This window comes from Aestuariibaculum suncheonense, from assembly GCF_014596935.1.
Lineage (GTDB): Bacteria > Bacteroidota > Bacteroidia > Flavobacteriales > Flavobacteriaceae > Aestuariibaculum > Aestuariibaculum suncheonense.
Genome location: NZ_JACVXC010000007.1, coordinates 65044 through 90410 on the forward strand (window position 1 = coordinate 65044; position 25367 = coordinate 90410).

Genomic DNA, 25367 nt, shown 5'->3' on the forward strand with positions numbered 1-25367 from the left:
ATAGGTTATATTTACTGAAGCTGTTTTTTAGCATATTAACTTAAAACAGCCTCTTTTTTTGTGTATTATTCAATATAAACAACAATTTCGTTTGCTTCTAAGGTATCATTATACCCAAAGGGACGTTTGTTTCCGATAATGTCTGAGATAACAAGCGGTAAAACATGTTTGTTTTTTTGTAACTGAGCTTTTACCCATAATCGGGTTGTGGTTTCTTTCGTTATTTTAGATTCTTCTTCTTTGTAATCTGAAGATTGAATTTTTTCTATCCATGGTTTTATATCGGTTCGGCTCGCAAACAAGGTAGATGCGGCACCTAAAAGGTTAACGCCTGCGCCTTCTTTATTTTCATTAGGACTGATAACAACATATTTCTCGGGTACATAAAAATTGTCATTAGCCAATTGTGAGGCTAATAAATTGATTTCGGTATTTTCAGTCACAGCAATAAATGTTCGGAAATCTTTAGCAGAGGCTTCTTCTAAAGTGGTTTCTTCTAAAACATTACCATGGATACATTGGAATCCTTTGCGTTCAGCTTGTTCAGAGATTACTTTATTAGCGTCAATAAAGATGATTTTATTACTTGTTTTTAAGTGCTCGCCCAATAATAAGCCTAACGGATTAGCTCCTAAAATAATGTAGCCTTTTTTTGAATATTGTTTCACCAGTTCGCCACGTTTTTTTAACCAGTTTGTAGACCAAGTTAATAGTAACGGTACAGAGAGGGTGGTTAAAATGGCCATAAATACAAGTATGGAGAATATTTCCTGTGTAATAACACCTTTTTGCAAGCCTATTCCAGCTATGACGATTTCTACGGCGCCTCGGCCATTCATTCCTGTTCCAACAGCTAGTCCTTCGCGCCAGCCATATCCGCTGGGTAAATAGAATAAGATGGTACCAAATATTTTACCAATAAATGCCGCTCCAAGTATGAGCAGTAAAAGATTTAAATCGGTTTGAAAAACCTCAAGAGAAACATGAAATCCAGCAGTAACAAAAAAGATGGGGGCCATAAATCCAATCGATACATCGTGAAAAACATGAGAAATACCTTTGCTTATTTTTTTATTGAATAAATCATCTTTAACAAATAATCCGGCCATAAAGGCCCCTAAAATGCCATGAAGACCAACAAGTTCAGCTAATTCCGATAGTCCGAAAACAATTATTAGTAAGAGTGTAAAGTAAAAGGTACGGTTTTCAATCTTTTTAATTTCAAACCATTTGATAAGTTTTGGCAGGATGTAAATGCCAAATACCGTTGCAAATAAAAAGAACAAGATTATTTTACCGCTAATCAACATGATTTCAGACATATTTACTGAGCCTGCATCTATAAAACTTGATAATCCGGCAAATATGATGAGCGCTAAAGTATCAGAAAATAGTGCGCCTGCCATTAGTACATAGGCAATACGCGTATCGAGTAAGTTTAAATCTACCAGGATTCGACTCTTGGTCGCCAATGAAGTAACACCCACAGCAATACCAACAAAAAGCCCTGCAATACTGGTGCCTCCAGATAGGGTTACGACATAATAGCCTAGAGCAAAGGGAACAACAAAACCTCCTACGGCGGCTAAAAGCCCTGCCCATGAAGCTTTTCCTAAATCTTTAAAATTAATTTCCATACCTATGTAGGCCATAAGTAGAATAACTCCGGCTTCAGATAAAATATCCAGAGTAATTGATGTATGTACAAGGCCTAACAGAGGTGGACCCAAAAGGATTCCGATTAATAATTCACCTAAAATAGCAGGATATCCCACGCGCTTAATTAAGGCCCCGGCACCCCATGCAGAAATTAGAACAAAGAATAGATTTAAGATATCAAATCCTTCCATAAAAGCCTGTTTAGTTTAAACGATTTACTATAAATATCTGAAATTTTTACAAATATCCCTAGGCTCATTGCTATTTAGTAGTCAATTTTTAATATTTTGCTGATAAATTGAGTAAAAGAAATTATACATGATAGAACTTTCAGGTATTGTAATTTTAGGAATATTGTCACAATGGGTCGCATGGCGGATGAAACTTCCTGCTATTTTACCATTAATTCTCATTGGTCTTTTTGTCGGACCTATTTCAACCTTGTTCTCGGCCGATGGTAGTAAATGGATTGAACCGGTTTGGAATGGTGAAAAAGGCTTGTTTCCTGGCGATAGCCTCTATAGTTTCGTGTCCTTGGCTATTGGTATCATATTATTTGAAGGTGGATTAACATTGAAGCGTAATGAAATTTCAAAAGTTGGTCCGGTTATACTTAAACTTATCAGTATTGGTGGATTTATCACCTTTATGGGTGCTGGTTTGGCTGCGCATTTTATTTTCGACTTAAGTTGGAAGGTTTCCTTTCTGTTTTCCGCATTAATTATTGTTACCGGGCCAACCGTAATTGCTCCCATTTTGAGAAATATCCCGCTTAAAAAGGAAATCTCCACGGTTTTAAAATGGGAAGGAATTTTAATTGATCCCATTGGTGCTTTGGCGGCAGTTTTAATGTTTGAATTTATAAGTATTGAGGAAACTAATGGGTATACACTTCAAGCGATAATAGAGTTTGGTAAGATTGTGGTGGTAGGAATCTCCTTCGGTACCACTGCTGCATTAGTGCTTTATTTTTCTATTAAAAAGAAATTGATACCACATTATTTATTGAATGTAACAGCATTATCTGTGGTGCTATTGGTATTTGTCGAATCCGATATTTTTGCTCACGAATCTGGCCTTTTAGCGGTTGTCGTGATGGGGATGGTTTTAGGGAACAGTAATTTACCTAATTTAAAGGAACTGCTTTATTTTAAAGAATCCTTGAGTGTTTTGCTAATCTCCATCTTATTCATTCTACTATCAGCAAATATTAATTTAGAAGATTTACTCATCGTTTACAACTGGAAAACGGTGTTGCTTATGGCCATCATTATCTTTGTATTAAGGCCACTGGGTGTTTTCCTAAGTTGTACAAATTCGGGGCTTAAATTCAACGAAAAGGCCTTTATAAGCTGGGTGGGACCGAGAGGTATTGTAGCAGCGGGGATTGCTTCTCTATTTGGAACAAAACTAACCTTAAAAGGTGAGCCTTACGCTGAGTATATTACGCCTTTAGTATTTACAACAGTATTGGTTACGGTATTATTAAATGCAGCATCAGCACGTTATGTGGCGAAATGGATAGGTGTATACTTAAAAGCCAGCAATGGTATTTTAATTATCGGGGCTTCAGAAGCCTCCAGAATTATAGCGAAATATCTAAAAAACAACGAACGTCATGTGGTGTTAATAGATAATAATCTTGACAATATTAATAAGGCAAAAAGTATTGATTTAGATGCGATGCAGGCGAATATATATTCTGAAGATTTAACCAATGATGTGGAGTTAAGCGATATAGGTTATTTACTGGCCTTTACCGGAAGTGACGAGATTAACAAATATAGTATTAATAAATTTAGAGACCATTTGGGTGAGCGCGGCTCTTACCGATTGATTTCGTCTCAGGAAATTAAAAACCATGAAGATATTTCTTTAGATACCATTTTCTCTACAAAAGACGACTTTATCAACTTTAGTGAGGTGGCCAGAGATTATCCTGTAATTCATGAAATTGACATCAACACAAAAGAAGAATATCTTAAAAAAATCGATAAACTGAATAGAGAACAAAAGGCTATTCCGTTATTTGTGAAGGATAGAAATGGTGAATTACACATCATTTGTACACTCACAAAAGAGTTTAAAATTGAAAAAGAGTTTAAACTGGTGTATTTGGGAAAACCTTACGCTTCTATTGATGTATAAATTGAATCTTAAGGAATTAAAAAAAAGCGCTTGTTTTTAACGAGCGCTTTTTTTGTCCAACTTGTTTTTGTGTGGAGTTTATAAAATATGTAAGTCGGTAAAGTCCTTGTTAATGACAAACGAATGGTCGCCGTTAAGCTGAATATCTTTAAATGAATATTCCACTTTGTCAATAATCACTTTGGAAATTTTAAACGGTAAACCGTGTAATTGTAACCTAAAGTTATCGTAAGGTGTTGTGTACTTTCCAGATTTATGTTGTTGTATAATAAGCTCGTTTGTTTTTCCGGTTAAACTAAAGTTTCTTAAGCTGTATCGGCCTTTGATATAATCGTAACCATCATGAGCATCTTCATAAACCTGAGAGGTTTCTTTACCAATTTTAAAATAAACATCCAGTTTTAATTCCTCAATTTCTTTTTCACCTACGAATTGCTGCACGGGATATTTAGGAATTAAGGCACCCGATTTAATAAAGATTGGCATACTGTCTAAATCGGCGTCAACCCAAAGTTCCTGACCTCCTTCTACAATTTCGTCAGTCCAGAAATTATACCATTCTCCGGCTGGAAAATACATGCGTCGGCCTTTGGCATTAGGTTCTAAAATAGGACAAGCTAGTATTTTCTCTCCACAAATGAATTCATCACTTCTGTAATGCGTATGCGTGTCCTGCTGATCAAATAGTACCAATGATTTCAAGATAGGAATACCTTCTTCTGCATAACGCCAGAATGTCGTGTATAAATAAGGCAACAACTGATATCTTAACTCGATGAACTTACGAACCACATTGGTAACGTTTTTACCAAAGGCCCAAGGTTCCTGATCACCGTGATCTCCAGAAGAATGGGTTCTGCAAAACGGATGAAATATCCCTAACTGAATCCAGCGGGCATACAATTCACCGTTAGGCTGTTCGGCAAATCCACCAATATCCGATCCTATGAATGAGAATCCAGACATACACATACGTTGTGCCTGAATGTTAGCAATCGATAAATGTTCCCAGGATGCCACGTTGTCACCGGTCCAGCTCGACGTATAACGTTGGGTTCCGGAATAAGCCGCACGGGTTATAACAAACGGACGCTTGGGGTAAGCAAACTTTTTCAAGCCTTGATAAGTGGCTCTCGCCATTTGCATACCATAGATGTTATGGGCTTTTCTATGTGAACAAGGGTTGCCTTCGTAATCGTGTCTTACATCGTCAGGAAATGATTTTCCCGGCACATCCATAACAGCAGGCTCATTCATATCGTTCCAAACGCCTTTAACGCCGATGTCTTCAATTAATTCCTTGAAAAGGTTCGACCACCACTCACGAACTTCAGGGTTCGTAAAATCGGGGAAATAACACTCGCCTGGCCATACTTTTCCTTTCATGTAGGGGCCGTCGGCACGTTTACAAAAGTAATCGTTTTCCAGTCCTTCTTTAAACACGGAGTATTCCTTATCAATTTTAATGCCCGGATCGATAATCACAATGGTTTTAAAGCCGTCATCAGCCAGTTCTTTAACCATGCGTTTCGGGTCTGGGAAATACTCTTTACTCCAGGTAAAACATCTAAAACCTTCCATATAATCGATGTCTAAATAAATGGCATCGCAAGGAATTTTTAGTTCTCTGAATTTACTGGTGATTTCTTTTACTTTCGCTTCCGGATAGTAACTCCATTTACACTGGTGATACCCTAAGGCCCAAAGCGGTGGTAATTGGTGCGGTTTTCCTGTTAAATCGGTATAGTTCGCAACGACTTCAGACATTTCCGGACCGTAAATAAAATAATAATTCATTTCACCACCCTGAGCCCAGAAACTGGATACATTACGACGTTCCTGACAAAAATCGAAATACGATCTGAAGGTATTATCGAAGAAAATACCATAAGATTTTTTATGATGAAGCGCCGTGTAAAACGGTATGGTTTTATAAATCGGGTCGGTATATTTTCCGTAGGCATACGAGTCGGTTACCCAGTTTTCAAAGCGCTTGCCTTTTAAGTTAACATCGGCGGGTTTGTCACCTAAACCGTAATAACTTTCGCCTTCCTGAGCGACTTTAGACATTTTTACAATATCGCCGCCAAATTCGTAGCTTTCTTCCCAATGGAAACCCAGTTCGTCCTCACAAAGCAACTCATTGGTTAGTGCCTCATAAATAGCGACCCTTAAATCACTTTTATTAATATGACATTTCAGTTTTGAGGTGATGATAATGTATTTGTCCTCTTCTTCTCTGACTTCTAAATGATTATAGCCTCGACTGGCATATTTGGTGATGGCATACGAAAAGTCATTGTCAAAAATACCGTTGGTAGTGTAGCGAAAGCGCAACACACTATCACGTTGAACGGTTATTTGTAAAATGACACCGTTTTCAGAGGTAAAATTTAAGGTGTCAAGGTTTTTTTCGTAGGAGATTATATGGGATGGAAACAGGTTTCCTTTATACTCTAATTCTGTATTTAAAATCATAAATTATAACTTTAGTATGTGTATCATTAAAAATACTAAAACAATTAATTTTTAAAAGGCTATTATTTGCAAAAATACAAGAGGCAAATTGTGTAAAGCGCAACATATCAGTGATATAATTGCGCATTGTGTAAGTTTGCTATTTTGGCTAATTAAATTTGAAAACTGAAATAGCCAAAGGTGCTAAGGTAATTTCGGCTGAATAGTCTTTACCATTCCAGGATTTGTCTTTTATGGTAATTGCTTTAGAATTTAAAACACCACTACCACCAAAATCATCATCATCACTGTTAAAGACTTCTTTAATTTTTCCCGCAACGGGTAAACCAATCCGATATTTTTTGTGAATGGCAGGCGTTAAATTACACACCACAATCACATCGTCTTCTGGATTGTCACCTTTTCTAATATATGAAATCACCGAATTTTCGTGATCTCCGTAATTAATCCATTCGAAACCATCGTGTGAAAAGCCTTTTTCAAACAAGGCCGGTGTGTTTTTATATAATGAATTTAAAGCTTTATAATAATTTTGGAATTTTCTATGTGGATCGAATTCCAGAAGATTCCAGTTTAAACTGCCTTGAAAATCCCATTCGTTATACTGACCAATTTCACCACCCATAAATAACAGTTTCGTACCTGGATGTGTGAACATATAACCAAACAGCACTCGCAGATTAGCAAAGCGTTGCCATTCGTCGCCCGGCATGCGTCCTAAAATGGAGTTTTTACCATAAACCACTTCGTCGTGCGACAGTGGCAACATAAAATTCTCTGAGAAGGCATATGCTAAGCTAAACGTGATATCGTTTTGGTGGTATTTGCGATAAATAGGATCTTTTGAAAAGTATTCCAGAGTATCGTGCATCCAGCCCATCATCCACTTCATTCCAAAACCTAATCCGCCAAGAAACACTGGCTTGGAAACACCTGAAAATGCCGTTGATTCTTCGGCAATGGTTTGTACATCAGGGAACGAAGCGTAAACTTCTTTATTGAGTTCCTTCATAAACTCGATAGCTTCCAGATTTTCGCGTCCACCAAAGATATTAGGTTCCCATTCACCATCTTCACGCGAATAGTCTAGGAATAGCATTGAGGCTACGGCATCCACTCGCAAGCCGTCGGCATGGTATTGATCCAGCCAGAAAATAGCATTACTAATCAGGAAGGATTTCACTTCATTGCGACCGTAATTAAAGATTAAACTTTTCCAGTCCTGATGATAGCCTTTGCGCTTATCGGGATGTTCGTAAAGATGTGAGCCATCGAAAAATCCCAGACCATGGGCGTCTTCAGGAAAGTGAGAGGGCACCCAGTCTAAAATAATTCCAATGCCGTTTTGATGGAGTTTATCGACTAAATATTTAAATTCTTCAGGATAGCCGAAACGGGCTGTCGGCGCAAAGTATCCCGTAATTTGATAGCCCCAGGAGGGATCGTAAGGGAACTCCATTACAGGCATTAATTCCACATGTGTAAAGTTCATGTCCTTAACGTAGTTAACTAAGTCCTCTGCCAATTCAAAATACGATAACGAACGGTCTTCTTCAACCTTACGTTTCCAGGAGCCTAGATGAACTTCGTAAACTGAATACGGCGCGTTTAAAGCATTGTGCTTTTTACGGGTTTTCATCCATTCGGTATCCTTCCATTTGTAATTATCGTCCCAGACTATGGAAGCTGTTTTTGGCGGATGTTCGCAACGCCTAGCATACGGATCGGCTTTTTCGGTTTTTATTCCGTTGTTATGACTTTCTATTTTGTATTTGTACAGATTGCCTTTGCCTACATAAGGAATAAAACCTTCCCAAATGCCGCTACTGTCCCAACGTACGTTTAACTGGTGTTCGCCTTCGGTCCAGAAATTAAAATCTCCAATGACCGAAACTTGTTTGGCACTTGGCGCCCATACGGCAAAGTAGGTGCCATCGATACCGTCAACGGTTACTAAATGAGAGCCAAATTTTTCGTAAAGCCTATAGTGTTTACCTGCTTTAAATAAATTGATATCGAAGTCTGTGAACAGACTATAAACTTTTGTTTGAGCCATATATTATATTACAAATCCGTTAGGTATAGTGGCACCGCTTTTTACGACTACAATGCCATCTCTTATTGCGTACATGTCGTTTTCGGTATCTTTCAAGTGACTACCACCATTAATTTTAACATCGTCTCCAATGCGACAGTTTTTGTCGAGAATAGCATTTTTAATAAAGCATCGTTCTCCGATACCTAATAATATTTTGATGTCTTTTTCTTCTATTTCCTGAAGGGTTTCGTAATAATCGTTACCCATCATATAGGTTTTTATTACTGTAGATTCTTTGCCAATACGCGCACGAATACCAATAACCGATTCTTCAATTTTAGCTGCTGAAATAATACAACCTTCGGCTATAACGGCTTTGTCTAACGTCGTTCCTGCCACTTTTGTTGTTGGCAGCATTCGCGCATGTGTATAGATGCGTCTGTTTTCGTCGTATAGGTCGAATTTTGGAATGTTAGCGGTTAAGCTAATGTTGGCTTCAAAGAAGGATTCTATGGTTCCAATATCGGTCCAGTAGCCTTCGTATTGATAACTTAAGGTTTTATGTTTTGCGATAGACTGCGGAATGATTTCCTTACCAAAATCGATGGTCGATTGGTCTTTCATCAGGCTGATTAATAAATCACGATTGAAGATATAAATACCCATGGAAGCTAGATAATTCCGGCCTTCAGCTTTCATTTCATCACTAACTTCAGAAGTCCAGTCTGGTAATAAACTGGCGTCTGGTTTTTCGATGAATGAAGTAATGATACTTTCATCATCTGATTTTAAAATACCGAAACCGGTAGCGTCTTTAGCGTTTACTGGAATGGTGGCAATAGAGATTTCGGCACCACATTTTTCGTGAGCCTCAATCATTTTGTCATAATCCATTTGATACAGTTGATCCCCCGATAAAATTAAGGCGTATTCAAAATCATGTCTCAATACATGGTGCATACTTTGACGCACGGCATCGGCGGTTCCTTGAAACCAACCTTTGTTTTCCGGTGTTTGTTCTGCTGCCAATACATCGACAAACGCGCTACTGAAAAAACTAAAATGGTAGGTGTTTTTAATGTGTCGGTTTAACGACGCTGAATTGAATTGCGTTAACACAAACATACGTTTAATGTCTGCATTAATACAGTTAGAAATAGGAATATCGACCAACCTATATTTTCCGGCGATAGGAACTGCCGGTTTTGAGCGCTGTTGCGTTAATGGGTGTAATCTAGATCCTTGTCCACCACCAAGTATGATGGCTAAAACCTTGTTGTTAATCATTGCTGGCTAGTTTTTAATGTGTTATATAAATTAATGTATTCTTCAGCAGAAGCGTCCCAAGAATGGTCTATGGCCATGATTTTGGTTCTAATGCCTTTATAGGTTGGTTGGTCTTTATATAGGGTAATCGCTCGGTCTATAGCTTCGGTTATTTCTGAAACGGTTGTATTCGGATGACAAATACCAAAGCCGCCTGCTTCATTAATATCAGTTACGGTATCTTTTAAACCGCCAATGCTTCTTACAATAGGAATTGTGCCATATCGTAAGGCGTACATTTGATTTAAGCCACAAGGCTCCACACGCGAGGGCATCAGTAAAAAATCGGCCCCGGCATAGATAATATGAGAAAGTTTTTCGTCATAACCTATAAACGCATTATAGGTACCAACAAAGTTAGGTTTTAAGTCTTGTAATTGATTTTCGGTTATTTTACTTCCTGAACCCAGTAATAAAATAGAAAGATTGTCTTTTTCCAATGCCAGTTGAAACACTTCGGGAAATAAATCAGATCCTTTTTCATCAACCAGTCTGCCAATAAAGGCAAATAGAGGTTTGTCTAAATCGAGATTAAACGTGTCGCATAAATATGTTTTATTGGCTGTTGCGCCTTGATCAACCGTTTTGATGGAATAATTTTCAACAATATAGGTGTCGGTTTCCGGATTCCACACGTTACAGTCAATACCGTTTAAAATACCAATACATTTAGCGCTTTCGGCACTTAACAGGCTTTCCAAACCATTGGCAGCTTGTTTCAGCTCTTCCATATAACTTGGGGATACGGTTGTGACACGCCAGGCGCATTTTATGGCTGCTGCCAGCGGGTTGATTTGCCCGCCCCAGTCTAAAAGGCCAACATGCTCAAAATTAAATGGCGGAATTAAACCGACTTTATCATGTGAAAACCAGCCTTGATACTGGGCATTGTGAATGGTAAGTACATTCGGAATCTTACGGAAGGCTTCATATTTATAGCTTTCTTGAAGCATAAATGGAATCAGTCCGGTATGGTGATCGTGACAATGGATGATATCAGGATACATGCCCCAGGTGAGTAACCAGTCTAAAGCCGCAATTTGAAAGGCTAAAAACCGGTCGGTGTCATCAAAAGAATACACATAATCTTTAAATAGCAATTCCGGAACTTGAACAAAAAAGACATTAAAATCTAATGGCTTGTCCTTAAGGACTAAAATTTGAAAGTCGTAAACCGAATCGCCTAAATTTAGCTGTGCATCGTATACCGAAGAAAACGTATTTTCCTGAGTAAATTTGTTATCATAAAATGGCATGATAACCTGCGAAGTGGTGTTGGGACTGTTCTGGTATTTAGGTAAAGCTCCTACAACATCGGCAAGTCCGCCTACTTTGGCAACCGGATAACATTCTGCACTTATATGTAAAATAGTCATTAAATATTTTTGCTTTGTTTATAAACTTACAAAAATATTATCCACTTATTTTAACATAGGTTCATTTTTAAAGAAAAAATTACATTATCGAAATAATTCGAAAATATCAATAATAATTTCTTATAAAAATGCGCGCTGATTACAAAAATGTTAGTCGTTAAGCTTTAATACTGCCATAAATGCTTGTTGAGGAATCTCAACATTACCAACTTGTCTCATACGCTTCTTACCTTTCTTCTGTTTTTCAAGTAATTTACGTTTACGGGAAATATCTCCACCATAACATTTGGCCGTCACGTCTTTACGTAAGGCTTTGATGGTTTCTCGTGATACAATTTTGGCTCCGATAGCGGCCTGAATAGGAATATCGAATTGCTGGCGCGGGATAAGTTCTTTTAACTTTTCGCACATTTTTCTACCAATAGTTTGGGCATTATCGGCGTGAATTAAGGCAGAAAGTGCATCAACTGGCTGGGCGTTTAATAAAATGTCTAAACGTACCAGTTTCGATGGTTTCATGCCAATAGGGTGATAATCAAACGACGCATAGCCTTTAGAAACGGTTTTTAAACGATCGTAGAAATCGAATACAATTTCGGCAAGAGGCATTTCAAACGATAATTCCACACGCTCTGGTGTTAAATAAGTTTGATTGGTTACAATACCACGCTTTTCAATACACAACGACATCACGTTACCAATAAAGTCCGATTTGGTAATGATGGTGGCTTTAATATAAGGCTCTTCAACGCGATTTAAGGTTGAAGGGTCAGGTAAATCAGACGGATTGTTTACAATTATGGTCTGGTCAGGATGCTTGGTGGTGTACGCATGGTACGATACGTTAGGAACGGTAGTAATCACCGTCATATCGAATTCACGCTCTAAACGCTCCTGAATAATTTCCATGTGAAGCATACCCAAGAAACCACAACGGAAACCAAAACCTAATGCTGCCGAACTTTCTGGTTGGAACACCAACGATGCATCATTTAACTGTAGTTTTTCCATAGAGGCACGTAAATCTTCATAATCTTCGGTATCAACAGGGTAAATACCTGCGAAAACCATAGGTTTTACATCTTCGAAACCTTCAACAATGTTTTGTGTTGGGTTTTCAAAATCGGTAATGGTATCTCCTACTTTTACTTCCTTGGCGGTTTTAATACCGGTTATCAAATAACCTACATCACCGGTTTTAATATCTTTTTTCGCAACCTGAGTTAGTTTTAAAGTTCCAACTTCGTCGGCAAAATAATCTTTACCGGTTGCTACAAATTTAATGTGCTGTCCTTTTTTAATTTCCCCGTTAAACACTCTAAAGTAGGTTTCAATACCTCTGAACGTGTTGTAAACCGAATCGAAAATTAAGGCCTGAAGGGGTGCATTTGGGTCCCCTTTAGGGGCAGGAATACGTTCGATAATGGCTTTTAAAACATTATCGACACCAAATCCTGTTTTTCCACTGGCGTGAATCACATCTTCTGGGTTACAACCTAATAAATCAACAATATCGTCGGTTACCTCCTCAGGATTGGCACTTGGTAAATCGACTTTATTTAGAATTGGAATAATCTCTAAATCGTTTTCTAAAGCCAGATACAGGTTAGAAATCGTTTGGGCCTGAATACTTTGTGCAGCATCAACAATAAGAAGCGCACCTTCACAAGCTGCAATAGATCGTGATACCTCATACGAGAAATCCACGTGACCCGGAGTGTCAATCAGGTTTAAAGTATATTGTTCACCTTCATAAACATAGTCCATTTGAATGGCATGCGATTTAATGGTAATACCACGCTCGCGCTCCAAATCCATATTATCTAATAACTGGTCTTGTTTTTCTCTTTCGGTTACCGAACCAGTAAAATCTAATAAACGATCTGCAAGGGTACTCTTTCCGTGATCTATATGTGCAATTATGCAAAAGTTTCTAATATTCTTCATAAAACGATCTAAACCTAGATATAATTTGCAAATATAGATGTTTTCAAGTTGTATATCTCTAAAATATTACGAGGAGTTGCAATTCAAACAGATAAATGGTTTTTTAGAACAGGAAAAACGACAAGTTGTTGTTATCTGTGACTTAAAAATTAAACTTTTACTTACATTTAGGGTCTAAGAAATTACAACCAAACATTATTTGCTACGCATGTTCAATAACCTATCGTCTTGTCTTAAATATTTTTTAATAAGCCTGTTTATTCTTTGTGTCAATGGCCTTCAGGCACAAGAAAACCAAGCAATTCCAAATATAGAAAAGGTTTATGTGCATACCGATAGGTCGAGTTATACTTTTGGTGAATCTATTTGGTATAAAGCCTATTCGGTGTTGGCTTATAATCACTTGTTTTTCGACCAAAGTAAAATTCTTTATGTGGAGTTAATTTCACCAGAATCTAAAATTATTGCCCGACATAAAACACGATTAGATCAAGGCTTAGGGCATGGTGATTTTAAATTATCAGATTCTATTGGAGTTAAGAAACCCGGGGTTTATCAGTTGCGCGCTTATACCAATTGGGATAGAAATTTTGGGGATGACTTTGTATTTAAAAAGAACATTGAGGTTATAGATGTTTTTAAAGATAATTCAAATAAAGTTGAAGTCGATAAAAAGTCAAAGCAAAAACGACAATCTAAAGAAGAAGTTGAAACCAAAATAAAACGAACGTTTCAATGTGAATTTTTCCCTGAAGGTGGAAATTTAATAGAAAATGTATTGTGCACTGTTGCATTTAAGGCAACTGATTCGCTTGGTAATCCAATTAAGGTTATTGGAAAAATTATAGATAGTGAAGGAGACTTAATTACGTCCTTAAGTAGTGTCCATGAAGGTATGGGAAGGTTTCAATTAACACCAGCTTCAGGAGTAGAATATAAGGCTGAAATAATAACTGAAACAGGGGATATACACGAATTTTCACTTCCCAAGGTAAGTGATGGCGGATTTCTTTTAGGTTCAAACAAAATAAAGGATAAGGATATTGTTATTATTAAAACAAATGATAAAACTTTTCAAGAGCATAAAGACGAACTTATAGCTGTAGTAGCTCGAGTACGAGGCATTTCATATTTCGAAGGGGAGATTGTTTTGAGTGGAGAACAAGTGGCTTTTGAATTGCCTAAAGACCAGATTCCTGAAGGTATTTGTCAAATTACCATTTACGATAAAAACGGAGTGCCGCAAAGTGAACGTTTGCTCTATATCGATAAATCGGATGAACACGATTTAAATGTTGGTTTATCAATCAATAAAAAAGTTTATAAACCCGAAGAGCAGGTAGAGATTTTAGTGACTTCAAAAACTAAAACCGGTCAACCGGCATCTGCCAGTTTTTCGTTAGCCAGTATAGATGAAAGTAGTGTAAGTGATGCGATGCAGAACGGAACAACTATTTGTTCTTATTTTTTACTGGAGTCTGATATTCATGGAAAAGTACATAATCCCGGATTTTATTTTGATGCGAGTAATCCTAAACGATTGGCTTGTTTAGATTTGTTGTTACTAACCCAAGGCTGGCGCAATTTTTTATGGAAGACCTTGCCGCAAGCTCCTAAATTGCCAAAGTATCCAATAGAAAAAGGTTTTCCGGTGTCGGGTAGAGTAAAGCAACTATTAGGAAATAAACCAAAACCAAATAACACTATTACTCTGGCTTTAATGAATGACCGGGAGGGTATACAATTGTTTTCTGAAGTTACAGATTCCTTAGGGCGATTCAGTTTTAAAGATATCACCTATACCGGAAAAACGACCATGTTGGTCAATACCAAAAACGAAAAAGGAAAGGGTAAAGGAGAGTTGTTGTTGGATACTTTGGAAAGCAAACCGTTACCAGTAAATTTCAAATACAAAGCAGTTATATCAGATACACTTGAAGTGGAGTCTATTAAAAAGCATGCTTATAATAAATACATCGCTTATGGCGTATCTCCTGAAAACGTTTTAGATGAAGTTGAAATTATTGCCGAAAAAAAAGATGAAACACCTAGTTATTATGGTAACCCTGAATATAAATATTATGTCGATGAAGAAACGCCTCCGTTTAGCAGTATTTTTCAGCTGATTCAATATTTGGTTCCTGGTGTAATGGTAACCAATGACACCATTCAGTTTATGCGATTCAATGGTCCGGCACATATTATTCTGGATGGGTTTCCGGTGTTTTCTTCCGATGACATTAGTTATATTATGCCCGAAAACGTCGATCGGGTTGAAGTGTTTAAAGGGCCTAGTACCGCTATTTTTGGGGCTGATGGCGCTAACGGAGTGCTTTTAATTTACACGAAAATAGGCGCTGTGAATAATCAGCCCAAAAAGGAATTTCATTCCATGTCTAAAACGGTTGAAGGCTTTTATGATGCTCGCGTGTTTTATACGGCCAGTGGGGAGGACTCTGAATTTGATTTGAATAATAATGATGCTATTCGAAATACCTTATACTGGAATCCTTTTGTGCATCCAGACGAGAAAGGTGTAGTTAAGCTTAATTATGATAATAGTAAGGTAGAAACCAAAGTAAAAGTGACTTTAGAAGGACTTACCATAACAGGAATTCCTGTGGTGAAAACAGCTGAGTATACTATTGAAAAATAAAATACATTCATGCCTGCTATGTGCCGTTCGTCAGAAAAGGGTTTTGTACTCTAAGGGTATCGTGTTGCTTTGTGGTAAAAATATAATACAACGACCATGAAACACATCAAACCAACATTACTTATTTTGTTACTTCTAGGGATTTTTATCTACCCCTATTTAGATAATTTGTCTAGAGCTAAGATAAATAACCCCGAATGGGATTTTTCTCAAAAGAAATTCTTAAAAAAAGAGCCGGATCCTAACTGGGAGTATCTTAAAGATCGGTTGACCTCTGGTGATGGAAACGGACGCTTTATAAATAGATATAAAACGCCTATTTTATTTGAGCTATTTGAGGCTTCAAAAGAAGATAGCTTAGCTGTAAATAACACCATAAAGGAGCTAAGAGACTTGCTGCCTCATAAAACTATTGATTATTTTAATAATTATATAGGAATGTCATCTCAAGAAGTGATAAAGTCAGGTATTTATCATAATCCTGAGCAAGGCTATAAATACAAAGGAAATTTTAAGATTCTTGATTTAACAATGGGAGTCATAAAAATGTATTTTGACGGTTATGATACGACGCTTCCAAAATCTTTATTACATAGAACGAGTAGAACAGATTTAGGTTTAGGTAATTATATTTCCAGAACGTATAAAAACAAATCTTACAGTAACTATTTTGATGTTAATTACATATATTTTTCATTAAGCAACGCTGTTCCTTATCTAAATAAGGAAGCGTGTGTAAAATATGAAATGCTTCGAAGTTTATGTGATATAAAAAATAATCCACAGGCAAATACATCTAACGTCCCAAGCGCGGTATTTAATTTCAAGGAGTATTATCCTCAATCTTATGTTTTTACATATCAAGATGAATTTTTACTGAAAAAACTATATTCACCAGACTTCGACCAACAGTTTGAAGATTATATATATAGTCATTACAACTGGAGATATGCTATGCATTATTTAAGCTCAGACGAACTAAAAACTGTATCAGCAATGGTTCTTGCGCTATTGGTTTTATGTTTAGTGGTCTGTTCAAAAGATTTCTTCATTAATCCTTATTTTAAATTAAGTTATCTTAATTATTTAGTACCTGCTTTAATTGTTTTTTCAAGCATTGTTGGATTGAATGGTTTATACAATCATTTATCAAATCTTGATTTATTGATATATTCAACTTGGTCTCACTTTTTTATGTTGTTGGTATTTATGGTAATAACCCCAGGTTTGGTTGTTTCTTTTTTTATTTGGGGTTTGGAAAAAATATTTATTAAAAATGATAGGTCGTTTTATACCAAATTATTTTTAAAATCGGGTTTACTGTTTCTTGCTATTATCATTCCGTTTTCTATTTATTCTTATGTTTTATCAAAGTATATTGTTTATGAAGGTGTTGCTACTATGTCTATAATTAATCCTGTGTTTGCTATAGCTTTAGTGGTAGCTATCGCAAGAGGTGTTTTATTGTATTTAAAGAGTTATTCCGATAATATTATTAAACAAAAAGATTTGGAATTAAGTGAGCTTAAGGCATTAAACACCAAAGCCGAATTAAAATCGTTACAATCGCAAATTAACCCACATTTTTTATATAATGCGTTAAACTCTATTGCCGAGTTATCCCATACCGATGCTAATAAAACGGAACGAATGGCATTATCGCTTTCCGATTTATTTCGTTATTCTATAAACCGACAAGGGAAACAAATGAGTACGGTAAAAGACGAGGTTGAAATGGTACAAACCTATCTCGAAATTGAACAAATTCGGTTTGGAGAGCGTCTCGAGTTCACCATTGAAATAGATGAAACCTTAATAAACGAACCGCTTCCCATGTTTTTGTTACAACCGTTGGTTGAAAATGCTGTAAAGCATGGTATTTCAAAACTGGAAACCAAAGGCATTATTAAGTTGGTGATACATAAAACCGAAAAAGGATTGGTTATTTCGGTTTACGATAACGGTCCTAAATTTCCAGAAGGCTTAGTGAGCGGTCATGGTTTGCAATCGGTGTTCGATTTGTTGCGTTTAAGTTATAAATCGCATGCTAAACTAAATTGGGTAAACAAGCCCGAGAAGAAAATTGAAATAGTTATTGATTATTATTTATAAGGCGTCATGAATTCACAATATACCACCATAATTGTTGACGACGAACAGTCGGCTCGCGATCGTTTAGAGCGTTTGTTAGGGTTATTTCCTGAAACGTTTCAAATTATAGGTATTGCCAAAAACGGAAATGAAGCTAAAGAGCTAATAAATACACTAACCCCGGATCTTATTTTTTTAGATGTTGAAATGCCTGGTCTCAACGGTTTCGAAGTATTACAGGCTTTAGAGGTTATTCCAATAGTTATATTTTGTACAGCCTACGATCAATATTCTTTACAAGCCTTCGAAACAAATAGTTTGGATTATTTGGTAAAGCCTGTGCGTCAGGAACGCTTAGAAACAACCATTAAAAAACTTAAATTATTCGATAGAAGTTCTAATGAAAATATTTTAAATACACTCCGAAAACTAACAGCGTTGAAAAGTGATACTAAAATGACTTCTATAACCATAAAAAAGGGTGATAAAATTGTTTTTATCAAGTTAGAAGAAGTTTTGTATTTCGAAGCAAATGAAAAATATGTTATGGTACATACCAATATCGAAAAGCATTTAAGCGAACAATCGTTATTAAAATTAGAACAAAAATTGCCAGAAGAATTTTTAAGAGTGCATCGAGGTATTATTATAAATACAAATCATGTGAAGGAAGTTCAAAAGTATTTTAGTAACAGGTTTATAATTACGCTAAATACTTCTCCAAAAACAGCCATTACAACTGGTAGGACTTATAGTGATGTAATTAAGCATTGGATGAATATTTAGGGAGCCATCATAGTTTCGTAAAGTAATAAATCTACAGAATAATAAATAAAAAAGCCTGAAAGTTCAGGCTCATTAGATGTTTCTCTGGGTATGTTTAAGAAAAAAGTTTGTTCAATAAACCTTTCTTTTTGGCACGTAAACCATTTTTGGTGCGGTACTTTCTAAATTCAATAAGTTGCTTATCTAATTTTTTTTCTAAATTTTCTAAAGACATGGATTTTTTCATGGTAGTAGATTTGGTGTAACATTCTGTAAATGTAAATATATTAGATAAATAGAGAAAAATTAACAAAATAAGTAAAAATATAAGAGTTTTTATGTTAAAAAACCTTTGGAAGTGAAGTTCGGGCTCGCTATATTTGGTTACCCCTAATCTTAAAACCTATAACCTATGCCTAAACCAATAGATTTAGATGCGTTAATAGAAGACATTGACGTAGAATGTGGATTTATCTTCGATTCAGAAGGTGTTTTAGAGGAATCCATGTACTTAGATTTAGCCGAAAATTTTGCAGCCATGTCAAGCATGATTACCACGATGTGCAGGGAGATTGCAGAAGACTTTGAACTGGGCGAACTTGACGATATTATTCTCAATACCAAGTCGGGATTATTTGTTGTTAAAAAAGTAGAGGAAGACAGGTATTTGGGTGTAGTTACATACGATTCTAGTAAACTAGCCCTTATTCACAGAAGATTACAACACTTATTTAAAGAAACCGAGGTGTAAAAACCTCACCTAATAAAACCCAAAATAATTATAAACTTAACCATTAAAAATTATGTCAGATTTTTTAAACACTTTCGTGAATGATTTAAAAAGTAATTTAAACGGATTCGTTGCTGTTGCTGTAACAGAAGTAAAAACAGGAATGTCTTATATTTCTAATACACTAGACCCAAGTTTCGATCCGGAATTAGCATCAGCTTATAATCTGGAAGTTGTAAAAGCAAAACTAAATGCCATTCGAGCTTTAAAGTTAAATGAAACCATTGATGATATTCTAATCACCTTAAAATCTCAGATTCATATCATTAATTTATCGAATAACGGCGAGTACTTCGTGTATTTAGCGGTAGATTCTAGCAAAGCAAACTTAGGTATGGCAAGAGCTACGTTAAGGAAATATACTGCCGATATTGAAGCTAAACTATAGAAAATTAGTATCTTTGCACCAAACAAAGCTGTATTATATACAGCTTTATTTGTTTTTAGAATATTAATTTTTGAAGTATATGCCCAAAATTGGCGATATAGTTTTACCGGAATTTCCATTGCTTTTAGCACCAATGGAAGATGTGAGTGATCCACCGTTTCGAGCTTTGTGTAAAGAGCAGGGAGCCGATGTGGTATACACGGAGTTTGTGTCGAGTGAAGGTTTAATTCGTAATGCTGCCAAAAGCGTGATGAAGCTGGATATCTATGAAAAAGAGCGTCCTGTGGGAATTCAGATTTTTGGGGCGAATATGGACAGTATGCTCCAAACCATTGATATTGTTGCCGAATCGAAACCCGATTTTATTGATATTAATTTTGGTTGTCCGGTTAAAAAGGTAGTCAGTAAAGGCGCTGGAGCAGGGATCTTAAAAGATGTTTGCCTCATGGAACAGCTTACTGCCGAAATGGTAAAACGTACCAGTATTCCTATTACGGTAAAAACCCGCTTAGGTTGGGATCATGAGTCTATTCGTATTGTAGAGGTTGCTGAAAGGTTGCAGGATGTAGGTTGTCAGGCGATTGCGATTCACGGACGCACAAGAGCCCAAATGTATAAAGGTCATGCCGACTGGAAACCTATTGCACAAGTTAAGAATAACCCGAGAATGCACATTCCAGTTTTTGGAAATGGTGATGTTGATACACCGGAAAAAGCAGTAGAAATGCGTGATAGTTACGGACTCGATGGTGCCATGATTGGTCGTGCTAGTATTGGTAACCCTTGGTTTTTTAAACAGGTAAAACACTTTTTTAAAACCGGAGAGCATTTAGCGCCAATCTCTATTGAAGAACGTGTGGAAGCGGCTCGTAGACATCTGCAAATGTCTATTGAGTGGAAAGGCGAAACCTTAGGCGTTTTTGAAACCCGTCGTCATTATACCAACTATTTTAAAGGGATTCCACATTTTAAAGATTACCGAACTAAAATGGTTACCAGCGACGACCCAAAAGATGTTTTTGCTGCCTTCGATGAGGTTTTAGAACACTTCGCCAATTACCAGTTTACAACTTAATTTTCATGGCAAATGGCAAGCCACCGCGCTATACGCTGTAGTTTTGTAAAATCATAGATTTTAATTTTACAAAAGCTGCCGCTGCTATCGCTTTTGCGAACTCTGAGTTATTCCAACGAAAGGAAGAACTTCTTTTTTAGCTATAAATTCACCAATAAAAGCGTTACAGAAAATATTCGTGTATTCGTGGCTACATTTTCCAAGATTATCCGACGATAGGAGGCATCACATACTCAAGAACTAACGGTTTTACCTTTTAAAACTTTAAAGCAAATTCAGTTAGTACCGCTTTATGATCGGTAGGCCAGACGTTTAAGGGTTCTAAAAAGACGTCCTCAGTAACTTCTAGAACACGTTGGTTTCTGGATACATCACCTTGAGGTCCTAGAATTTTAGCGTTCATAAGTTGTAATCTTTCATCTGGATAGTAAAAAATAAAATCAATACGATCTCTATCATCAGCTTCAGGACTCCATGCTAATTTATTAATAGGCACTAAAGGATTATCAGCAGGGTAAGTAAACCCTGGATGTGTTAGCGGATTAGGGAACACTTCGCGATAAGCATCTTTAAAGCCGCGATTTTCTAATTCCGAAGTGTTTCTCCAATTGATGACTACGCCGTTATGGTCGTATAGGTTTTTATTGGCTTCAATCCAATCTAAATGTGAGGGTTCGTTATTGTCGCCACCATAAATCACTAAGCGGTCTTGCTTAATTTCGTTTTCCGCGTCAGCGATAAATACATCAATAGCATCATCTCGCATGGATTCTAAATTGTTTTTTTGAATCTGCTCAACATCAGTTACAATACTGTCTAACTTGTTCCAGGTCGATCCGTCGTAACCACGAGGCAAATACAACGCGCAGTTTAAATAATCTAAATGCCCGCTATAGAAAGCTATTTCAACATCAAGAACATCTATAATGGCTTTAGTAATAGAGCCATGATCGTTTTTAACTGGGTATAAGGCGGTTTGTTCTATAATCGGGTATTTAGACAGTAGTCCGGTATCCTGACTGGGTTGTGCGTAATAAGTGTGACCTTTTTCTTTTAAAGCCTCAACAATATGTTTACTAAAATCGACACCGTTATAGTTTCTGACTTCACTAAAGGCTATTAAATCGGCATCGGTTCTTATAATTTCATCAACAACAGCATTAAATCCGTTTGGGACTACAGTGCCTTCCTGCCAGATATTAAATTGTAACACGTTAAGTTTTATAATCTTTTCGTTTTTACAATTGATAAAAGCAAAAGAGCAGGATATAAAACCTATAAAAAGCGATAACTTTTTAAGGTGTTTAATTGTTCGTTTTAACATTATTTAATGGTTTAGTTGGTTTTTACTAAAGATTCTGTAATGCGTACCGACGCAATTTTTGAAGCGATAATACCTAACACCGAAATGGTTAAAAAGGCAATAAAAAAGTTCTCCCATTTTATGGCAACCGGGTAGGGTAGCGATGGCGTAATCATGAGTAAGGCGTATCTTTGCTGAAGTATCACAACAATAAGACTAATGATAAGACCTAAAAGGCCACCGATAATACTCATTAAACTGCCTTGATAAAAGAAAATACGTCGAATGTCTTTTACGGTGGCTCCTATATTAAATAAGGTGTTCAGACTTTGCTTTTTATCCAGCATCATCATAATTAATGAGCCTACAATATTGAAAAATGCAATGATTAAAACCAGCGTAAAAATAAGATACACCGCAAGGTTTTCGGTATTCAGCATTTTATAAAGGGCGTCGTTTAGCTGCTCGCGGTTTTTTATGATGACTTTATCTCCTAAAATGGTTGCGATTTCAGCTTTTGTTGTTTCAATATCAACTCCTGGCTTCAGTTTAAATTCAATCGCTGTGATTTGATTTGGTTTATAGTTTAATAGGTGTTGTGCTAAATCGATAGGTGCAAAAATGTAATTGTCGTTTAAATCTTCATTTATATAAAAGATACCGACGTTGTTAGTTGTTACCGTATTAAAGGCGTTTTTTGTAGATGTTATTTGCCCTTTTCCTGGTTTAGGAACATAAATATTCAAAGGTTTAGTGTAGTCTAAAAGGCCTAATGAAAGAGTATTTGAAAGTCCCCAGCCAACAACTATTTCCCTAGTGTTTTGATCGAGCCAGCTTCCGGTATCTAAAATAGAATCGACTGCAACAATATGTTCAAAATTCTGATCGACACCTTTAATCGTGGCAATGGTGTTTTTATTGTTTGAAGAAATGATAACGCGTTCTTCAACAACTTTAGAATAGGAAGCTAATGCCTCAAGGGCATCCAGTTGAGTTTTTTCAGTATTTGAAAGCTCAAAAGATTTACCATGTGCAGTTTCAGCCTTTAAATCGGGGTCAACCACACTGGAGAACTGAAGGGTGAAATCTTTTAGTCCGGCAAAACCCGAAAGCACAATAAATAAAGAAGCAGCGCCTAAAATAACGCCGATAATGGCAATAATAGTTATAAAATTAATAGCATTGTTGCTGCTTTTAGAGCGCAAGTAACGTTTAGCTATATATAACGGAAAACTCAATTACGATTTTTTTCTTTTGTCTAAAATACTTGGGTCTTTAATAGGGTTGTCCTCACCTTTTAGCGAACGATCAATCTTTTCTATATATTCTAATGAATCGTCAATAAAAAATTCCAGATTAGGCATGCGTCTTAACTGGTTTTTGGTGCGCTGTGCTAATTCGTGACGAATTAAAGGGGTATTCGATTTGATACCAATTAATAGTTCTTTGGCTTTGGCATTCGGGAAGATACTTAAATAGACTTTGGCAACACTTAAATCTACCGTTACCTTAACCTTAGATACCGATATAATTATCCCTTGCATACCACCTTGAGTAGCTGCTCCCTGCAATACTTCAACCAAATCGCGTTGTAAAACCGATCCTATTTTCTTCTGTCTTTGACTTTCCTCTACGTTGCTCATGTTTATACCTGTTATAGGTGACTCACCAAGTGAGATTTAAATATACCGAGATTTATCTCGAAATTAAAATTTATGGTAACCAAAGTGTTCATTTGTAGAACACAAGTGGTTTACCGTGCAAAAATACAGGATATTTAAAGATTATCTTACTTTTGATTTACAAATTTTGTATCTTAATCTAAACTCATATGTAATGAACAAAGTGGAGCATATCGGAATAGCGGTTAAAAGTCTCGAGAATTCTAATGAATTGTTTGCGAAGTTGCTTGGTACGCCAAGTTATAAAATGGAAGAAGTAGAGAGCGAAGGTGTAAAAACATCATTTTTTAAAGTTGGAGAGAATAAAATTGAACTTTTAGAAGCGACAAAAACCGATAGCCCTATAGCAAAATTCATAGAACATAAAGGGGAAGGAGTGCATCACATCGCCTTTGATGTCGAAGATATAGAAAAAGAAATAAAAAGATTAAAGACTGAAGGATTCGAAGTTTTGAACGATGTGCCCAAGAAAGGTGCTGATAATAAGTTAGTTGTTTTTCTGCATCCAAAAACGACCAATGGTGTTTTAATAGAACTTTGCCAGGAAATCAATTTTAAAGAATAATTTTCTTGTGGGGTTATAAAAATAGTCTTAAATTCGCAGCCGATTTCGGTCCTATAACTCAGTTGGTTAGAGTATCTGACTCATAATCAGAAAGTCCCTGGTTCGAGCCCAGGTGGGACCACGATTTGAAATCGTAAAGCCTTACAGCAATGTAAGGCTTTTTTAGTTTTAACTTATTGATTAATAAACTATTTTGTGTTTCTGGTCGAGTTTAATTTTGTTAAATCAACAAAACATTTAAATTTGTAATCAATGATAATGCAAAACAAGAACATACTAGCCTCAATCTTATTTGTATTAATAAGTTTTGTTTGTCTTGCGCAAGGAGAAAAACTTCCGCCTGAGCCTAGTGATCCAGTGATGGCTTCTTCAATGAATGATGTGACACCTGCCCCGGGATTACCAATAAATGGCTTTGTCTATGGTATGTTGTTCTTGGGTCTGTGTTTTGGAACAAAAAAAATTTTATCGCAAAAAGCTTAATTTATATTATTTAAATTAACCAGTCTGGATACATACTTCCCTAAAACATCAAATTCTAAATTTACTGTAGTTCCAATTTTAAAGGTGTTAAAATTGGTATGTTGGTACGTGTAAGGTATAATAGCTACGCTAAACGAATTTCTTTTAGAATTTACTACCGTTAAACTAACACCGTTAACGGTTATGGAGCCTTTTTCGATAGTGATATTGTTAAGAGAAGCATCATAGTTAAAAGTAAAAACCCAGCTACCGTTAGCCTCTTCAATGCTTTCACAGATTGCCGTTTGGTCTACATGTCCTTGAACAATATGGCCGTCTAATCTGTCGCCAAGCTTCATGGCGCGTTCTAAATTAATAGGGGCACCAACATTTAAAGTGTTTAGATTTGTTTTGTCTAAAGTTTCCTTAATGGCTGTAACGGTATATGTCTCGCTATTCAGGTTAACCACTGTTAAACAAACCCCGTTATGCGCCACACTCTGGTCAATTTTCAATTCAGGTGTAATCTTACTTTTTACGGTAATATGAAGATTGTCAAATTCATTTTTTAAATCGGTAATTATACCTATATCTTCAATAATTCCTGTAAACATATCT

At 36.3% G+C, this 25367-nt stretch carries 20 protein-coding genes and 1 tRNA gene; 10 read left to right on the forward strand and 11 right to left on the reverse strand.

Going from position 1 to position 25367, the window contains the following annotated elements; genetic code table 11:
• Positions 1–65: 65 nt before the first annotated feature.
• Entirely contained in the window at positions 66–1850 is a 1785-nt protein-coding gene (locus ICJ84_RS15005) for a cation:proton antiporter (protein WP_188217238.1), read from the reverse strand.
• A 127-nt stretch (positions 1851–1977) separates the two neighbouring features.
• On the opposite strand from ICJ84_RS15005, the gene ICJ84_RS15010 reads away from it, so the two are divergent.
• Entirely contained in the window at positions 1978–3807 is a 1830-nt protein-coding gene (locus tag ICJ84_RS15010) for a cation:proton antiporter (protein WP_188217239.1), read from the forward strand.
• 78 nt (positions 3808–3885) lie between these two features.
• Here ICJ84_RS15010 and ICJ84_RS15015 read toward each other — a convergent pair whose 3' ends face one another.
• The 5 genes from ICJ84_RS15015 to lepA form a co-directional block, all read right to left on the reverse strand.
• Positions 3886–6285 carry a glycoside hydrolase family 31 protein gene (locus tag ICJ84_RS15015; RefSeq protein WP_188217240.1) on the reverse strand — a complete coding sequence of 800 codons (2400 nt, stop codon included), beginning with the start codon at positions 6283–6285 and terminating at the stop codon, positions 3886–3888.
• Between the two features lie 148 nt (positions 6286–6433).
• Positions 6434–8341 carry a 1,4-alpha-glucan branching protein GlgB gene (gene glgB, locus ICJ84_RS15020; protein WP_188217241.1) on the reverse strand — a complete coding sequence of 636 codons (1908 nt, stop codon included), beginning with the start codon at positions 8339–8341 and terminating at the stop codon, positions 6434–6436.
• A gap of 3 nt (positions 8342–8344) precedes the next feature.
• A complete protein-coding gene (locus ICJ84_RS15025) occupies positions 8345–9610 on the reverse strand; it encodes a glucose-1-phosphate adenylyltransferase (protein ID WP_188217242.1) in 1266 nt (421 codons plus the stop codon).
• Positions 9607–11025, reverse strand: a complete 1419-nt coding sequence (locus ICJ84_RS15030; RefSeq protein WP_188217243.1) for a glycogen synthase — start codon at positions 11023–11025, stop codon at positions 9607–9609. The genes ICJ84_RS15025 and ICJ84_RS15030 overlap by 4 nt, the downstream gene beginning before the upstream one ends.
• 150 nt (positions 11026–11175) lie before the next feature.
• Positions 11176–12972, reverse strand: a complete 1797-nt coding sequence (lepA, locus tag ICJ84_RS15035) for a translation elongation factor 4 (RefSeq protein WP_188217244.1) — start codon at positions 12970–12972, stop codon at positions 11176–11178.
• Positions 12973–13180: 208 nt separating this feature from the next.
• Here lepA and ICJ84_RS15040 point away from each other — a divergent pair, with 208 nt between their 5' ends.
• The 3 genes from ICJ84_RS15040 to ICJ84_RS15050 all read left to right on the forward strand — a co-directional run bounded on the left by ICJ84_RS15040 (position 13181) and on the right by ICJ84_RS15050 (position 18505).
• Positions 13181–15628, forward strand: coding sequence for a TonB-dependent receptor plug domain-containing protein (locus tag ICJ84_RS15040; RefSeq protein WP_188217245.1), 2448 nt, complete (start codon positions 13181–13183; stop codon positions 15626–15628).
• A gap of 96 nt (positions 15629–15724) precedes the next feature.
• Positions 15725–17740 carry a sensor histidine kinase gene (locus ICJ84_RS15045; RefSeq protein ID WP_188217246.1) on the forward strand — a complete coding sequence of 672 codons (2016 nt, stop codon included), beginning with the start codon at positions 15725–15727 and terminating at the stop codon, positions 17738–17740.
• Between the two features lie 6 nt (positions 17741–17746).
• A complete protein-coding gene (locus ICJ84_RS15050) occupies positions 17747–18505 on the forward strand; it encodes a LytR/AlgR family response regulator transcription factor (protein WP_188217247.1) in 759 nt (252 codons plus the stop codon).
• Positions 18506–18599: 94 nt separating this feature from the next.
• Here ICJ84_RS15050 and ICJ84_RS17070 read toward each other — a convergent pair whose 3' ends face one another.
• Positions 18600–18731 carry a hypothetical protein gene (locus ICJ84_RS17070; RefSeq protein ID WP_262891582.1) on the reverse strand — a complete coding sequence of 44 codons (132 nt, stop codon included), beginning with the start codon at positions 18729–18731 and terminating at the stop codon, positions 18600–18602.
• 165 nt (positions 18732–18896) lie between these two features.
• On the opposite strand from ICJ84_RS17070, the gene ICJ84_RS15055 reads away from it, so the two are divergent.
• From ICJ84_RS15055 to dusB, 3 genes are all read left to right on the forward strand, one after another.
• Entirely contained in the window at positions 18897–19235 is a 339-nt protein-coding gene (locus ICJ84_RS15055; protein ID WP_188217248.1) for a roadblock/LC7 domain-containing protein, read from the forward strand.
• 52 nt (positions 19236–19287) lie between these two features.
• Complete coding sequence (locus ICJ84_RS15060; RefSeq protein WP_188217249.1) at positions 19288–19662, forward strand: hypothetical protein; 375 nt, start codon at positions 19288–19290, stop codon at positions 19660–19662.
• 79 nt (positions 19663–19741) lie between these two features.
• Positions 19742–20737 (forward strand): tRNA dihydrouridine synthase DusB, encoded by a 996-nt coding sequence (gene dusB, locus ICJ84_RS15065; RefSeq protein ID WP_188217250.1) that lies wholly within the window; start codon positions 19742–19744, stop codon positions 20735–20737.
• A 256-nt stretch (positions 20738–20993) separates the two neighbouring features.
• Here the strand turns inward: dusB and ICJ84_RS15070 are convergent, their stop codons facing one another.
• The 3 genes from ICJ84_RS15070 to rbfA are packed head-to-tail and all read right to left on the reverse strand — an operon-like array spanning position 20994 to position 23683.
• Positions 20994–22061 carry an endonuclease/exonuclease/phosphatase family protein gene (locus ICJ84_RS15070; RefSeq protein WP_206688709.1) on the reverse strand — a complete coding sequence of 356 codons (1068 nt, stop codon included), beginning with the start codon at positions 22059–22061 and terminating at the stop codon, positions 20994–20996.
• Positions 22062–22072: 11 nt separating this feature from the next.
• Entirely contained in the window at positions 22073–23278 is a 1206-nt protein-coding gene (locus ICJ84_RS15075) for an ABC transporter permease (RefSeq protein ID WP_188217251.1), read from the reverse strand.
• The gene (rbfA, locus tag ICJ84_RS15080) at positions 23279–23683 is read right to left on the reverse strand and encodes a 30S ribosome-binding factor RbfA (RefSeq protein WP_188217252.1); all 405 of its coding nucleotides are present in this window, start codon (positions 23681–23683) and stop codon (positions 23279–23281) included.
• A gap of 193 nt (positions 23684–23876) precedes the next feature.
• Here rbfA and mce point away from each other — a divergent pair, with 193 nt between their 5' ends.
• The 3 genes from mce (at position 23877) to ICJ84_RS15095 (ending at position 24770) form a co-directional block, all read left to right on the forward strand.
• Positions 23877–24287 carry a methylmalonyl-CoA epimerase gene (gene mce, locus ICJ84_RS15085; RefSeq protein WP_188217253.1) on the forward strand — a complete coding sequence of 137 codons (411 nt, stop codon included), beginning with the start codon at positions 23877–23879 and terminating at the stop codon, positions 24285–24287.
• Between the two features lie 47 nt (positions 24288–24334).
• Positions 24335–24408 (forward strand) — tRNA-Ile (locus ICJ84_RS15090).
• 131 nt (positions 24409–24539) lie between these two features.
• On the forward strand, positions 24540–24770 hold the full coding sequence (locus ICJ84_RS15095) for a hypothetical protein (protein WP_188217254.1): 231 nt from the start codon (positions 24540–24542) through the stop codon (positions 24768–24770).
• On the opposite strand, the gene ICJ84_RS15100 is transcribed toward ICJ84_RS15095, so the two are convergent.
• Positions 24767–25363: a riboflavin synthase gene (locus ICJ84_RS15100; protein WP_188217255.1), complete on the reverse strand. Its 597-nt coding sequence runs from the start codon at positions 25361–25363 to the stop codon at positions 24767–24769. The two genes, ICJ84_RS15095 and ICJ84_RS15100, sit on opposite strands and share 4 nt — an antisense overlap.
• Positions 25364–25367: the final 4 nt, after the last annotated feature.